Genomic DNA, 13,416 nt, shown 5'->3' on the forward strand with positions numbered 1-13,416 from the left:
CAGCAGGGCCACCGCCCAGAACGCCGAACGCCGGCCGAGCAGCCGGCCCAGCCCGGCACCGGCGGACACGCCCACCACACAGGCGAGCGTGGTGCCGCCGAGCGCGACCGAGGTGGCCCGGCCCTTGGCGTCCGGTGGACGTGGGCGGCACGCTGACGTGTGCGCGCAGGGGCGTGTCACCCGGTTTCCGACGTGGGTCCGGAGCCGTACCGCCGCCCGCTCGTGGGGCGGGAACATGTGAAATAGGTAAAATCTAGGCGTTTGCTGAACATGCAGGCGGCGGCAGGTCATCGCAGGCCACCGCCCCGTCGGAAGTGATCGATGGCCCGCAAGCGCTCCACGGACGAAGGCGACGAGCTGCTGGCCAGACTCGGTTCGCTCACCGCCCAGGCACGCGAGCGCGCGGAGCTGCAGCGCACCCAGGTCGAGCTGGCCCTCGCCCTGCAGCGCGGCATGCTGCCCCGGGACCTGCCCACCGCCCCCGGCCTGCACCTCGCCGTCCGTTACACACCGGCCAACCTCGGACTCAACGTGGGCGGCGACTGGTACGACGCGTTCGTCCTGCCCGACGGGCGGATCGGGCTGTCCATCGGCGACGTACAGGGGCACAACATCGAGGCCGCCGCCTTCATGGGCCAGGTACGGGCCGGACTGCGCGCCCTCGCCTCCGTGACCGGCGAACCGGGCGAACTGCTCGCCCGCACCAACGACCTGCTGCTCTCGCTGGGCAGCGAACTCTTCGCCACCTGCACCTTCATGCGCCTCGACCCGGCCACCGGAGTGCTGGAGAGCGCACGGGCCGGCCACATCCCGTTCGTGTGGGCCACGGCCGAGGGCAAGTCCGGCGTCGTCGACGACGAGGGAGGGCCGCCGCTCGGCATCGACAAGGGCATGGAGTACCCGGTGACCAGACACCGGCTCACCACGGGCGGAGTCTTCGTCCTGCTCACCGACGGCGTGGTCGAGGGCCCCTCACTCACCATCGAGGACGGCCTCGACCAGGTCGTACGCCTCGCCGGCATCGCCGCCGTCGCCGGCCTGGAGGCCCATGCCCTGGCCGCCGCCGTGATCAAAGGCGCCGAGAGCGTCGGGCACGAGGACGACGCGGCGGTCCTCGTCGTAGGTCTGGACAGTCCCGCGAACCACCTGTGACCGGGTCCGGGCGACCACCCTGCACATCCGCCCGGATCCGGCCCTGACCGGTCAGGTCGGCCACGGTGCGCATGTCCCCGGCCTCGGCTGGACGGGCCACTGCAATGCCGCAAAGCCGTGAAGCCGTGAAGCCGCGAAGACCGCGAAGACGGACCCGGAGCCGGGCGTGGCCACCTCGGCCGGCCACCGCGTGAGCGGTCCGGGATTCAGCCATAGGGCCGGACGGCCGCGGGTCTCGCCTCGCCGACCGGGGGCCGTCGGTGTGAGATGGCTGCTGTGGTGGGTATCGAGGATCTGCGCCGGCCGGGCGGCTACGCCGTCCAGGTGGTGGCCGTCGCGGCCTGCTACTACGGCGCTGCCCGGCTCGGACTCCTGCGCGAACTCACCGTCGAGGGCGCCATCGTCACCCCCATCTGGCCGCCGACCGGTGTCGCCGTCGCCGCCCTGCTGATCCTCGGCCTGCGCTGCTGGCCCGGCGTCTCGATCGGCGCCTTGCTGGCCGTGATGTCCCTCACCACCCCCCACCTCGACGTGCTCGGCACCCTCGCCGCCCAGACCGGCGCACCGGTGGTCGCGGTGCTCCTGCTGCGCCGGGCCCGCTTCCACACGGACCTCAGCCGGTTACGGGACGGTGTCGCCCTGGTGTTCCTCGGCGCGCTGACGGCGATGCTGATCAGCTCGACCGCCGGCGTCGGGCTGCTCGTCCTCACCGGCAAGCTGGACTGGCCCAGCTTCTGGCCCGTCTGGCTGGCCTGGTGGGTGGGCGACGCCATGGGCGTCCTGCTCGTCACCCCGCTGCTGCTGTTGCTGCACGGTGCGCGCTGGCCGCCCTCCCTGGCCCGCTGGAAGGAGGCAGTCGCGCTGACCGTCGTCGCCTGCTGTCTCGTGCCGGTGGCCGTCTACAGCTCGATCAGCCTGCTCTATCTCGTCTACCCGCTGCTCATCTGGGCCGCCCTGCGTTTTCAGCTCGAGGGCAGTGTGCTGTGCGCGCTGCTGACGTCCGTGCTGGCCACTGTCGCCGCGACGGACGGCGTCGGGGCCTTCACGGGACTGAGCCGGATCGAGGTCATGGCGAAGCTCCAGACGTTCAACGGCTCGATGGCCCTGACCGCCCTGCTGCTGTCCGCCCTGATCACCGAGCAGCGCAACACCCGGAGCTCGGTGGAGAAGGCCTGTCAGGAACTGGTCGAGGTGCTGGAACACCTCACCGCGGGCGATCCCCCGCCGCCCCGGCCGCTGCCGCACACCGACGACATCAGCAATACCGACGACATCAGCCACATCGGCGAGATCGACGGCAGGGACGATCGGACTCGGCGCAACGGGCCCCTGTGACGCGGGGCGGGGCAGGGCAATCGGTGAGGGGCCTGCTTGCCCGCGCTGCCGGCGTCACCGCCTCCTCCGGCGTGTCGGACGGCTGGTCAGGGGCGCTGGGAGACGATGGGCGGTGCCCGGAGGGGCACGTTCCGGACGGGAGGAACAGACGCGGTATGGAGCAGCGGGCGGTGAGCGCGGAGGGCCGGCGGACCGAGGCGGACCGGGCGCGCTCCGGCCGCGTGCGGCGGCCCGACGGTGCTGTCGTACGGCCGCCGGACGCCATCGACGTACGCCGTCGCATCCCGCCTACCGACCGGCTGCTCCGCGACCCCCGGCTGGCCGTGGTGGTGGACCGTCTCGGCGCCGGAGTGGTGAAGGCCGCCGTCCACGAGGCGCAGGAGCGGGCCCGCGAGGGAGGGATCTCGCCCGAGCGGGTGGCGGAGACGGCGCTCGCGCTGCTGCCCGGCACCGCGAGCGGGCTGCGCCCGGTGATCAATGCCACCGGGGTGCTGCTGCACACCAACCTCGGCCGGGCCCCGCTGTCGGTCACCGCTCGGCAGGCCGTCCAGGAGGCTGCCGGACCCACGGACGTCGAACTGGACCTCGCGACCGGCGTCCGCGCCCGCCGTGGCCGCTCGGCACTCGCCGTCCTGCGCGAGCGCGTCCCACGTGCGGGCGCCGTGCACGTCGTCAACAACGGCGCCGCCGCGCTTCTCCTCGCCGCCACCGTGCTCGCGGCCGACAAGGAGATCGTCGTCAGCCGGGGCGAGCTGGTGGAGATCGGCGACGGATTCCGCCTGCCCGACCTGCTCGTCTCGACCGGCGCCCGGCTCCGCGAGGTCGGTACGACCAACCGCACGACCGCCGCCGACTACGCCGCCGTGACCGGCCCCGGCACCGGGTTCGTGCTCAAGGTGCATCCGTCCAACTTCCGCGTCACCGGCTTCACCCGCTCCGCCGGGACGGCCGAACTCACCGGTCTCGGTGTCCCGGTCGTCGTCGACATCGGCTCCGGACTGCTCGCCCCGCATCCGGCGCTGCCCGAGGAACCCGACGCGGACACCGAGCTGCGTGCGGGCGCCTCGCTCGTCACCGCGAGCGGCGACAAACTGCTCGGCGGCCCTCAGTGCGGACTGCTGCTCGGCGCCCGGGACCTGGTCCGTGCCCTCGCCCGGCACCCGCTGGCCCGCGCGCTGCGCGTCGACAAGCTGACCCTGGCCGCCCTGGCGGCCACCCTCACCGGCCCGCCCACCCCGACAGCCCTCGCCCTCACCGCCGACCCGGCCGTACTGCGCGCCCGCGCCGACCGGATCGCCACGAGCCTCGGCGCCGACGGCCTCGACGTACGGGCCGTCGAGTGCGCCGCCACCGTCGGCGGCGGAGGCGCCCCCGGAGTCACCCTGCCCAGCGCGGCTCTGTCCCTGCCGGAGCCGTACGCCGCCGCGCTGCGCACCGGCCCCCTCCCCGTCGTCGGACGGCTGGAGTCGGGCCGCTGCCTGCTGGACCTGCGCGCGGTGCCGGAGCAGGACGACGAGCGGCTGGCCGAGGCCGTGCGCCTGGCCCGGACCGCCAGGGAAGCCGTGCCCGTGGGGGCAGTCCGCCCGGCCGGGGAAGGGCGGGCGTGATGCGGGTGCTCGCCACCGCCGGTCATGTCGACCACGGCAAGTCCGCCCTGGTACGGGCCCTCACCGGCATGGAGCCCGACCGCCACCTGGAGGAACGCCGCCGGGGGCTCACCCTCGACCTGGGGTTCGTGTGGACGCGGCTCGGCCCGGACGGTGACCACCTGGCCTTTGTCGACGTACCCGGGCACGAACGCTTCGTGCCGACCATGCTGGCCGGCGTCGGGCCGGTGCCCGCCGTGCTGTTCGTGGTCGCCGCCGACCAGGGCTGGCAGCCCCAGTCCGAGGAGCACTTGGCGGTCCTCGACGCGCTCGGCGTCCGGCACGCCGTCCTCGCGGTGACCCGCAGCGACCTCGCCGACCCGGAACCCGTACGCGCTGACGCCGTCGAGCGGCTGGCCAGGACCTCTCTCGGAAAGGTGCCGGCGGTCGCGGTGAGCGCGCTCACCGGTGCCGGACTCGACGCGCTGCGCCGCGAACTGGAGTTGCTGGCAGGGGAGTTGGCCGATCCCGATCCCGACGCCGACGTACGGCTGTGGCTCGACCGGGCCTTCACCGTGCGCGGGCACGGCACCGTCGTGACCGGCACGCTCGGCGCGGGCACCCTGCGCGCCGGCGACCGGCTGGTCACCGGGGACGGTCCGCGCGTGCTCCGGGTGCGCGGGCTGCAGACCCTGCACGAGGAGCGGACGGCGGTCGGCGGTGTGGCCCGCGTGGCCGTCAACCTGCACGGGCAGGGCGCCGATGACCTGCGCCGGGGGCAGGTGCTGCTGACCCCGGACTGCTGGTCACGCAGCGATGTGCTCGACGTCCGGGTCACCGGGGAGCCGGTCGCCCGCCTGCCCCGTTCGGTCACCCTGCACATCGGCACCGCCGCCGTGCCCGTCACCGTCCGTCCGCTCGGCGACGACACCGCCCGCCTCACCCTCGCCCGGGGACTGCCCCTGCGGGTCGGCGACCGCGCGGTGCTGCGCGAACCGGGCGGCGGTCGTACGCCCTGCGGGGCCACCGTCCTGGACGTACGACCGCCCCGGCTGACCCGGCGTGGCGCCGGCCGGGCCCGTGCCGCCGAACTCGCCGCTCTGACCGGCCGCCCTGACGGCGCCGGCGAACTGCGCCGCCGCAGGCTGATCCGGCGCGCCGACCTGCTGGCGATGGGCGTCCTGGCTCCCGCCGAACCGGTCGCGGGGGACTGGCTGGTGGACGACGCGCACTGGATCGCTCTGAGGGATCGGCTGGCCGCCGAGGTCCAACGCCACGCCAAGGAAGACCCGCTGGAACCGGGCCTGCCCACCGAGGCGGCCCGCCGCCTGCTCGGCCTGCCCGACCGGGCCCTCGTCGACGCCCTGGCCGGCACCATGCCCCGACTACGCACCAGACAGGGCCGGTTGTATACCGCAGACAGCATCGGCCCCGACCTGCCCCGGCCAGTCCGCGCCGCCGTGGACGCCGTACGCCAGGACCTCGCCCGTGCGCCGTTCCGCGCACCAGAGGCCGGCCGGCTTGTCCAACTCGGCCTGAACCGCAGGGCGTTGGCAGCCGCCGTCACGGCCGGTGCCCTGCTGCGGATCGCCGACGGAATCGTGCTGCTGCCCGGCGCCGACGCCGAGGCCGCCGCCGAACTTCGCGCGCTGCCCCAGCCGTTCACGCTCAGCGCGGCCCGGCGCGCGCTGGACACCACCCGCCGGGTGGCCGTACCGCTGCTGGAGTTCCTGGACGCGCGCGGGTACACCGAGCGCGTCGACGACCAGCGCCGCCGCTGCCGTACGGGCGAGGGAAGCCCTTGTACAGATGCGGTGAACGGGGTGGACGGAGACGGACGGGAATCGAACCCGCCGGCCCGAGATCCTCGGACCCCTCGGTTTTGAAGACCGGGAGGGCCACCAGGCACCCACACGCCTCCACCGCCCGCCAGGCTACTGCTCCAGGAGACCGCCGGTATGACATCGACATCCCCACCGATCCGCCAGACCCCCGTCCGGCTCACGCAGTACGCCCACGGCGGCGGCTGCGCGTGCAAGATCCCGCCCGGAGAGCTGGAGGAGGTGGTCGCCGGGCTGACCGGGCCGGCGCCCGCCGGGGGCGACACCCCGCTGCTCGTCGGGATCGCCACCGGTGACGACGCCGCCGTGATCACCCACCGGGGAACCGCCGTCGTCTGTACGGCCGACTTCTTCACCCCGGTCGTGGACGACGCCTACGACTGGGGACGCATCGCCGCCGCCAACGCCCTGTCCGACGTGTACGCGATGGGCGGTCGGCCGGTGCTCGCCGTGAATCTGCTGGCCTGGCCGCGCGACCGGCTGCCCTTCGAACTGGCCCGCGAGGTGCTGCGCGGCGGACTGGCCGTCGCCACCGAGGCCTGCTGCCATGTCGGCGGCGGACACAGCGTCGACGACGCGGAGCCCAAGTACGGCATGGCCGTCACCGGACTCGCCGATCCCGCGCGGCTGCTGCGCAACGACGCCGGCCGGCCAGGGGTGCCGCTCTCGCTGACCAAGCCGTTGGGCGTGGGTGTGCTGAACAACCGGCACAAGGCCACCGGTGAGCGCTTCGAGCAGGCCGTCGCCACGATGACAGCCCTGAACCGCGAGGCCTCCGAGGCCGCGCTGGCCGCCGGGGCCACCTGTGCCACCGATGTCACCGGGTTCGGTCTCCTCGGCCATCTCCACAAGCTGGCCCGTGCCTCCGGCGTGACCGCCGTGGTCGACACCGCCGCCGTCCCGTATCTGGAGGGGGCACGCGAGGCCGTCCGGGACGGGTACGTCAGCGGCGGCACCCGGCGCAACCTCGCCTGGGTCACCCCGCACACCGACTTCGGCGACACCGACGGCGACACCCGGCTGCTGCTCGCCGACGCCCAGACCTCCGGCGGGCTGCTCGTCGCGGCCGAGGTGCCCGGAGCGCCGGTGGTGGGGGAGCTGGTGCCGCGCGGACCGCTCTCGGTCGTGCTGAAGTGAAGCCCGCTACGGATCCGTTCCGGTGTGCTCGTCGATGCCCGCCCGCCTGCGGTAGGCCCGCACCAGGTCCACCGACGCCGGACCGCGTGGCCGGCGGCCGGGGCGGATGTCCACGGCGAACGCCTTCGACTCCTGGATGTGGACGTTGGGGTCCAGGGACAGATGCAGCAGCTCGTTGGCTGCGTCCCCGGTGCTGTAGCCGTTGGGACCCCAGTGGTACGGCAGCCCGACCTGGTGCAGCCGGCGGCCCAGCACCGTCAGCGGCGCCATCCGGTCGGTCACCAGCACCCGCGCCTCGATCACCGCGCGTGCGCTGACGATGGTCGCCCACCCGGTATGTGCCAGGCCCCGCTCGGCCGCCAGCTCGGGGGAGACCTCGCAGAAGAACTCCGGTTGCAGCTCGGCCAGATACGGCTGCCAGCGGGACATGCCGCCCGCCGTGTGGTGCTCGGTCAGCCGGTAGGTGGTGGCCACGTACGGGAACACCTCTGAGCCGGGTTCGTCGCCGCTCGGCTGGTAACGGTTGTCGGGCAGCGAGGGCATCAACTGCCGTACCGGATTGCGCTGCTGGTCGTAGAGCAGGTTCACGAACGGCGAGTCCTGCGGCTCGTAATGGGCCGGGAGCGGGCCGTCGGCGAGGCCGGACGGCACATACAGCCAGGCCTTGCCGTCGGACTGCATGATGAACGGGTCCTCGCCCGACAGGGCTTCCGGGCCGGTCGCGTCCTCGGGCGGTCCGTGGTCGGGTGCCTTGTCCCTCTTGAAGTCGGGGACATCGTGCCCGGACCACTCACCCTTGTCCGGGTCCCACCACACCAGTGCCTTCCGCTCGCTCCACGGTCTGCCCTGCGGGTCGGCGGAGGCGCGGTTGTACAGGATCCGGCGGTTGGCCGGCCAGGCCCACGCCCACTCGGCCGCCACCCAGTCCTGCTCCTGGCCGGGTCTGCGGCGGGCGGCCTGGTTGACGCCGTCGGCGTAGACACCGCAGTAGATCCAGCAGCCGCATGTGGTGGAGCCGTCGGGCTTCAGCTGCTCGTAGGAGGAGAGCGGCCCGCCCTCGGCGTCATGGCCGTTGATCTCGGCGAGCACGGCCTCCGCGTCGGGTTCGGCGAGCGGGCCCTTCGTCGGATAGTCCCAGGTCAGATCGAGCACGGGCCGGTCCATCTCCTCGGTGGACCCCGCGAGTTTCTCGCGGATGATCCGCCCCAGGTGGTAGGTGAACCACAGATCGCTGCGCGACGCGCCGGGCGGCTCGACCGCCTGGTGGTGCCACTGCAGCAGCCGCTGGGTGTTGGTGAAGCTGCCGTCCTTCTCGGTGTGCGCGGCGGCCGGCAGGAAGAACACCTCGGTGCGGATGTCCTCGGTGCGCAGCTCGCCGGTCTCGATCTCGGGCCCGTCCTGCCACCAGGTCGCCGACTCGATCAGCGAGAAGTCGCGGACGACCAGCCAGCCCAGGCCGGCCATCCCGAGCCGCATCAGCTTGGAGTTGGCGTTGCCCACCGCCGGGTTCTCGCCGAACAGGAAGTAGCCCGAGCAGACGCCCTCCAGCTGGGCCAGGGTCGTCTCGTACGCGGAGTGGGAGCCGGTCAGCCGGGGCAGGTAGTCGAAGCAGAAGTCGTTCTCTTCGGTCGCCGCGTCACCCCAGTACGCCTTGAGCAGGCTCACCAGGTAGGCGCGCATGTTGCCCCAGTAGCCCTTGGAGGCCGTCTCGGCCGCGAGAAAGGCGGCCAGGTCCTGGTGCCGGTGGGCGTGCGGCATCGGGATGTAGCCCGGCAGCAGGTTGAACAGCGTCGGGATGTCCGTGGAGCCCTGGATCGAGGCGTGCCCGCGCAGGGCCAGGATGCCGCCGCCCGGCCGGCCGATGTTGCCGAGCAGGGTCTGCAGTACGGCCGCCGCCCGGATGTACTGCACGCCCACCGTGTGCTGCGTCCAGCCGACCGCGTACGCGAAGGCCGTCGTACGGTCGCGGCCGGAGTTCTCCGTGACCAGCTCGCACACCTGCCGGAACAGATCCTGCGGCACCCCGCAGATCTGCTCGACCAGCTCCGGGGTGTAGCGGGCGTAGTGCCGCTTGAGCACCTGGAACACACAGCGCGGATGCGTCAGCGTCTCGTCCCGCTCCGGCTCGCCCGTGCCGCCTTCATACTGCCAACTGCTTTTGCTGTAGGTGCGGTTGGCGGCGTCAAGACCGGAGAACACGCCCGCCAGATCCTCGGTGTCATGGAAGTCCTCCCGCACGATCACCGGGGCGTTGGTGTACGCCACGACGTACTCACGGAAGTACTTGTCCCGCTCCAGGACGTAGTGGATGATCCCGCCGAGGAACGCGATGTCCGTGCCCGCGCGCAGCGGCACGTGCACGTCGGCCAGCGCGCTGGTGCGGGTGAACCGCGGGTCGACATGGATCAGCTTCGCGCCCCGCGCCTTGGCCTCCATCACCCACTGGAACCCGACCGGATGGCACTCGGCCATGTTCGAGCCCTCGATGACGACGCAGTCCGCGTTCTGCAGATCCTGCTGGAAGGTGGTCGCGCCGCCGCGTCCGAACGAGGTTCCCAGACCGGGAACGGTGGAGGAGTGTCAAACCCGGGCCTGGTTCTCGATCTGGATCGCTCCGAGCGCGGTGAACAACTTCTTGATCAGGTAGTTCTCTTCGTTGTCGAGCGTGGCCCCGCCGAGGCTCGCGATGCCGAGGGTGCGCCGGGTGCGGGTCTCGTCGACCGTCCACTGCCAGCCCGCCCGGCGCGCCTCGATCACCCGGTCGGCGATCATGTCCATCGCGGTGTCGAGGTCCAGCCGCTCCCACGCGGTGCCGTGGGGGCGCCGGTAGAGCACCTGGTGCTCACGGGCATCCCCGGTCGTCAGCTGCAGGCTCGCCGCGCCCTTGGGGCACAGCCGGCCGCGTGAGACCGGGGAGTCCGGGTCGCCCTCGATCTGGGTGACCTTCTCGTCCTGGACGTACACGTTCTGGCCGCAGCCGACGGCGCAGTACGGGCAGACCGACTTCACCACCCGATCGGCGGTGGCCACCCGGGGCGTGAGCCGCTCGCTGCGCCCGCTCTTCGCCGCGGCGCCCCGGCCCAGCGGATCGGTGCCCGCCAGCTGGCGGTAGACCGGCCACGAGCCGATCCAGGTGCGTACGCCCACAGCCACTCCTTCCGCTCGGTCCCTTGATCCGCTCGATACCTTGATTTTCCCGCACGCGGACGGGCACGGCATCTCCCGGACGCCCGGCCGGTCGGAAGAGGATGCGGCCCGGGTTGCCGAGCAGGGCGTTGCGGATAGCGGATATACGCGCGGCCCGGAGGAGAGGCCGTCTCGTCGAGGAACTGTCCGGCCCAGGCCGTCAGGTCGGCCCGCGGACCTCCGTGGCACCGGCAAGGAGCGGGCCAACCCGGCCTGGCTGGGCCGGGCCATGTCGCCGTCGAGCTGACGAGCAAGGGGGAGTCGGCCCTGATCACCGGCGACTGCATCCACCATCCGGTCCGGCTCGCCCACCCCGGCATCGGCACCTGCGTCGACATCGACCCGGGGCCGTCCGAGCCCTCGCACTGCCCAGCGCCGGCCGCCTGATCACCCCTACCGGCTTCTGCCCGTTCCCGCAGCTGCGGCGAGACGAGAAACCGGCCTCCCGTGAAGAAACCGGCCTCCCGCGAGACGAAGAGCCCGCAGACGCGAAACCGGCCTGTGGCGAGACAAAGAGCCGGCCGCCGGCGCCGTACACCGGACCCGTCGGTGGCTCAGGTCTGCCGGGCGTGCATCGGGTTGTGGGCGACCTCGTCCGGGCATCTGCGGTGCGGCCCGCGCAGGCGCCGGTCGCGCTGCCGGTCGAACGTCGCGAGGGCCAGCGACGCCGCCATGCCGACGAGCGCGGCGCCCAGCGCGGTGACCAAGGCGCCCCGGTAGTCATGGCTTCTGCCGAGCACCAGGTAGAAGAGGCCGGGCAGGGCGGCGGTCCCCACTGCGGCACCGAGCCGCTGTCCGGTCTGCAGGGCCCCGCCCGCCGCGCCCGCCATGTACACGGGTACATCCCGCAGGGTCATGGTGATGTTGGGGGAGACCACGAAGCCGCCGCCGATGCCGCCGAGGAAGAGGACGGGGGCCGCGAGCCAGGGCGCGATGCCGATGGGTGCGAAACGGAGCAGCAGCGCGGTACCGCCCAGGCCGAGGATCACGCCCGTCAGGCCACAGACGGTGAGCAGACGGCCGAACCGGTCCACCAGCCGGCCGGCGACCACGGCCGCGCTCGCCGAGCCGAGGGCGAAGGGCGTCACGGCGAGACCGGACCGGAGCGGCGTGAAGCCCAGGCCGTGCTGGAAGAAGAGCGCGAAGACCAGCCACACGCCGCTGAACCCGATGAAGTAGAGCGTGCCCACTCCGGCGCCGACGGCGTAGCCGCGCACGCCGGTGAACAGACGTGGGTCGAGCAGCGGCTGCGCACCCCGGTCGACCAGCCGGTGCTGCCACCAGGCGAAGACGAGGAGGATCGCGGCGCCGGCCGGGAACAGCCACCACAGGCGGCCGATGCCGCCGGAGTCCGCCTGGACCAGTGGGAACATCAGCGCGAGGACGCCGAGCCCGAGGAGCAGCACGCCCGGCAGGTCCACCTGTCCCCGGCCGGAGGGCCGGGTGCTGGGCAGCAGCCGGCGGCCGAGGAGAACGGCGAGGATGCCGATGGGGACGTTGACGTAGAAGATCCACCGCCAGCCCTGGGGGCCGGAGGCGAGGGCGAGGATGGCGCCGCCGGTGATGGGGCCGGCGGCCGAGGATATGCCGACGGTGGAGCCGAAGAAGCCGAAGGCGCGGCCGCGTTCGGCACCACGGAACATCTGCTGGATGAGCGCGGAGTTCTGCGGCGCCATGAAACCGGCCGCCAGCCCCTGGGCGAGGCGGGCCACCACCAGCAGCGTGATGTCGGGGGCCGCCCCGCAGGCCGCGCTGAAGACGACGAAGCCGCTGAGGGCGAGCAGGAAGATGCGCCGCCGGTCCAGGGCGTCGCCGAGCCGGCCGGCGGTGACGAGGGCGAGGGCGAAGGTGAGCGCGTATCCGGACACCACCCACTGCACCTGGGCGGGGGAGGCGTGCAGATCCCGCTGGATGGTGGGCAGGGCGACCGCCACGATCGTCACGTCCAGCAGGCTCATGAAGCCGGCCACCAGGGTGACCCACAGGGCCCGCCACCGGTGCGGATCCGGCTCGTACCCGGCCTCCTGAGAGCCAGGGTTCCCGCCGTGAGCCGCTGACGCCGCCGCTGTCACCTGGGCTCCTTTCACCAAGGCCGCACCCGGATCGCCGGCGCCGCCTGAGGCAACCACGTTCCCCCATCTGGGCGCGGGCACACCACACAGCCTGCTACCGCAACCTGCCGGGGGCAAAGGCAGGCCGGGCGGATCGCCGACGCCGTCCGCGGGCCGCAGACGACGCGGGCACTCCCTCCAGATCCGCGTCATCGACCGGGTCGGCCGGCTCTCACCACGGCAGGTTCTGACCACGGCCGAAAATCCGCCGAACCTTTCTCCGGCCTCCCGTATCACACCTGAGGTAAGGCGAGTTACCGAGCCGCGAACGAAGGGACGAGCGCTCACCATGACTCACCAGCACCAAAGCCACACGCCTCAGACCGCTGTGGTTCCCCGGTCCGACCGGCGCCTGTGCCGCGGACACGCGATGTTCGCCGTGGCCACGGCCGCCGGTCTGGGCCTCGCCGGTGCCGGGGTGGCGCAGGCCGCCCAGGCCGGTGCCGTGACGGCGACGCCCACGTGCGCCGTCTCCGCGCTGAGCGCCTCGTTCGGCCAGGGCCTCGCCGGCGGCATGAACCATCAGGGCGTGGTGCTGAAGCTGACGAACACCGGCGCCCACATGTGCGTGCTGCGGGGCTTCCCGGGCCTCGGCCTGGAGAACGGCTCCCACCGCACGCTCCACTCGGCCACCCACTGGGGCGACACCTGGTACGTGAAGAGCCCCGCCAAGACCACCCTGACCCTCCGCAAGGGCCAGAGCGCGGAGGCGGTCATAGCGTGGACGCACGCCAACACCGGCACCGCCGACGCCGTCCATGCCGCCTATCTCCAGGTCACCCCGCCCGCGGCGACCAGCCACAAGACGCTCAAGTTCCCGCAGTGGGTCGACAACGGCGACCTTGAGGTCACCGCCCTCGCGTACCGGATCGACGTGACCCCCTAGCGGCCGCGCGCCGTCCGGCGTTCCCGCTGCGGTACGACGGTGTATCTCGGATCCTCGGCGGAGGCCACCCCGGCGTGGAACACGCCGAAGCGGAGCGCCGCCGAGCCGGAGAGCAGCGCGGCCGCGGCCGCCAGGGCCAGGCGCCGGTCCCGCCCCGCCGACAGGGCGAGGGCCGCGCCGCC

The 13,416-nt window shown here is 73.0% G+C and carries 8 protein-coding genes, 1 tRNA gene and 5 pseudogenes; 8 read left to right on the forward strand and 6 right to left on the reverse strand.

Annotated elements, in window-relative coordinates; translation table 11 throughout:
- Positions 1 to 237, reverse strand: a pseudogene (locus M878_RS000000100650) (hypothetical protein); the annotation flags it as partial.
- An 84-nt stretch (positions 238 to 321) separates the two neighbouring features.
- Here M878_RS000000100650 and M878_RS88265 point away from each other — a divergent pair.
- The 4 genes and pseudogenes from M878_RS88265 to M878_RS000000100655 all read left to right on the forward strand — a co-directional run.
- Complete coding sequence (locus M878_RS88265; protein ID WP_023553175.1) at positions 322 to 1,152, forward strand: PP2C family protein-serine/threonine phosphatase; 831 nt, start codon at positions 322 to 324, stop codon at positions 1,150 to 1,152.
- A gap of 276 nt (positions 1,153 to 1,428) precedes the next feature.
- A complete protein-coding gene (locus M878_RS88270) occupies positions 1,429 to 2,487 on the forward strand; it encodes an MASE1 domain-containing protein (RefSeq protein WP_023553176.1) in 1,059 nt (352 codons plus the stop codon).
- Positions 2,488 to 2,642: 155 nt separating this feature from the next.
- On the forward strand, positions 2,643 to 4,094 hold the full coding sequence (selA, locus tag M878_RS88275; protein ID WP_023553177.1) for an L-seryl-tRNA(Sec) selenium transferase: 1,452 nt from the start codon (positions 2,643 to 2,645) through the stop codon (positions 4,092 to 4,094).
- Positions 4,094 to 4,561, forward strand: a pseudogene (locus M878_RS000000100655) (GTP-binding protein); the annotation flags it as partial. The gene selA and the pseudogene M878_RS000000100655, both read left to right, overlap by 1 nt.
- Positions 4,562 to 4,879: 318 nt before the next feature.
- On the opposite strand, the gene M878_RS000000100660 reads toward M878_RS000000100655, so the two are convergent.
- The gene (locus M878_RS000000100660; protein WP_245238307.1) at positions 4,880 to 5,350 is read right to left on the reverse strand and encodes a hypothetical protein; all 471 of its coding nucleotides are present in this window, start codon (positions 5,348 to 5,350) and stop codon (positions 4,880 to 4,882) included.
- 99 nt (positions 5,351 to 5,449) lie between these two features.
- Between M878_RS000000100660 and M878_RS000000100665 the strand changes: the two are divergent.
- Positions 5,450 to 5,836 (forward strand): annotated as a pseudogene (locus tag M878_RS000000100665) (SelB domain-containing protein); the annotation flags it as partial.
- 61 nt (positions 5,837 to 5,897) lie between these two features.
- Here the strand turns inward: M878_RS000000100665 and M878_RS97925 are convergent.
- A tRNA-Sec gene (locus tag M878_RS97925) sits at positions 5,898 to 5,994 on the reverse strand.
- A 37-nt stretch (positions 5,995 to 6,031) separates the two neighbouring features.
- Here M878_RS97925 and selD point away from each other — a divergent pair.
- Positions 6,032 to 7,051, forward strand: a complete 1,020-nt coding sequence (gene selD / locus M878_RS88285; RefSeq protein ID WP_023553179.1) for a selenide, water dikinase SelD — start codon at positions 6,032 to 6,034, stop codon at positions 7,049 to 7,051.
- Between the two features lie 6 nt (positions 7,052 to 7,057).
- Here the strand turns inward: selD and fdnG are convergent, their stop codons facing one another.
- Positions 7,058 to 10,198 carry a formate dehydrogenase-N subunit alpha gene (gene fdnG / locus M878_RS88290; protein ID WP_106962788.1) on the reverse strand — a complete coding sequence of 1,047 codons (3,141 nt, stop codon included), beginning with the start codon at positions 10,196 to 10,198 and terminating at the stop codon, positions 7,058 to 7,060.
- A 261-nt stretch (positions 10,199 to 10,459) separates the two neighbouring features.
- Between fdnG and M878_RS000000100675 the strand changes: the two are divergent.
- Positions 10,460 to 10,594, forward strand: a pseudogene (locus tag M878_RS000000100675) (MBL fold metallo-hydrolase); the annotation flags it as partial.
- Between the two features lie 197 nt (positions 10,595 to 10,791).
- On the opposite strand, the gene M878_RS88300 reads toward M878_RS000000100675, so the two are convergent.
- Positions 10,792 to 12,309: an MFS transporter gene (locus M878_RS88300; protein WP_023553182.1), complete on the reverse strand. Its 1,518-nt coding sequence runs from the start codon at positions 12,307 to 12,309 to the stop codon at positions 10,792 to 10,794.
- 409 nt (positions 12,310 to 12,718) lie between these two features.
- On the opposite strand from M878_RS88300, the gene M878_RS88305 reads away from it, so the two are divergent.
- Positions 12,719 to 13,234, forward strand: a complete 516-nt coding sequence (locus M878_RS88305; protein WP_023553183.1) for a DUF4232 domain-containing protein — start codon at positions 12,719 to 12,721, stop codon at positions 13,232 to 13,234.
- On the opposite strand, the pseudogene M878_RS50035 reads toward M878_RS88305, so the two are convergent.
- Positions 13,231 to 13,416: pseudogene (locus M878_RS50035) on the reverse strand (NrfD/PsrC family molybdoenzyme membrane anchor subunit); the annotation flags it as partial. The gene M878_RS88305 and the pseudogene M878_RS50035 sit on opposite strands and share 4 nt — an antisense overlap.

This window comes from Streptomyces roseochromogenus subsp. oscitans DS 12.976, from assembly GCF_000497445.1.
GTDB lineage: Bacteria > Actinomycetota > Actinomycetes > Streptomycetales > Streptomycetaceae > Streptomyces > Streptomyces oscitans.

What these genes read in the sequence shown, in the direction of transcription:
- M878_RS88265 (WP_023553175.1), top strand. Translation starts at nt 322, where the DNA reads ATGGCCCGCAAGCGCTCCACGGACGAAGGCGACGAGCTGCTGGCCAGA.
- selA (WP_023553177.1), top strand. Translation starts at nt 2,643, where the DNA reads ATGGAGCAGCGGGCGGTGAGCGCGGAGGGCCGGCGGACCGAGGCGGAC.
- selD (WP_023553179.1), top strand. Translation starts at nt 6,032, where the DNA reads ATGACATCGACATCCCCACCGATCCGCCAGACCCCCGTCCGGCTCACG.
- M878_RS88305 (WP_023553183.1), top strand. Translation starts at nt 12,719, where the DNA reads ATGTTCGCCGTGGCCACGGCCGCCGGTCTGGGCCTCGCCGGTGCCGGG.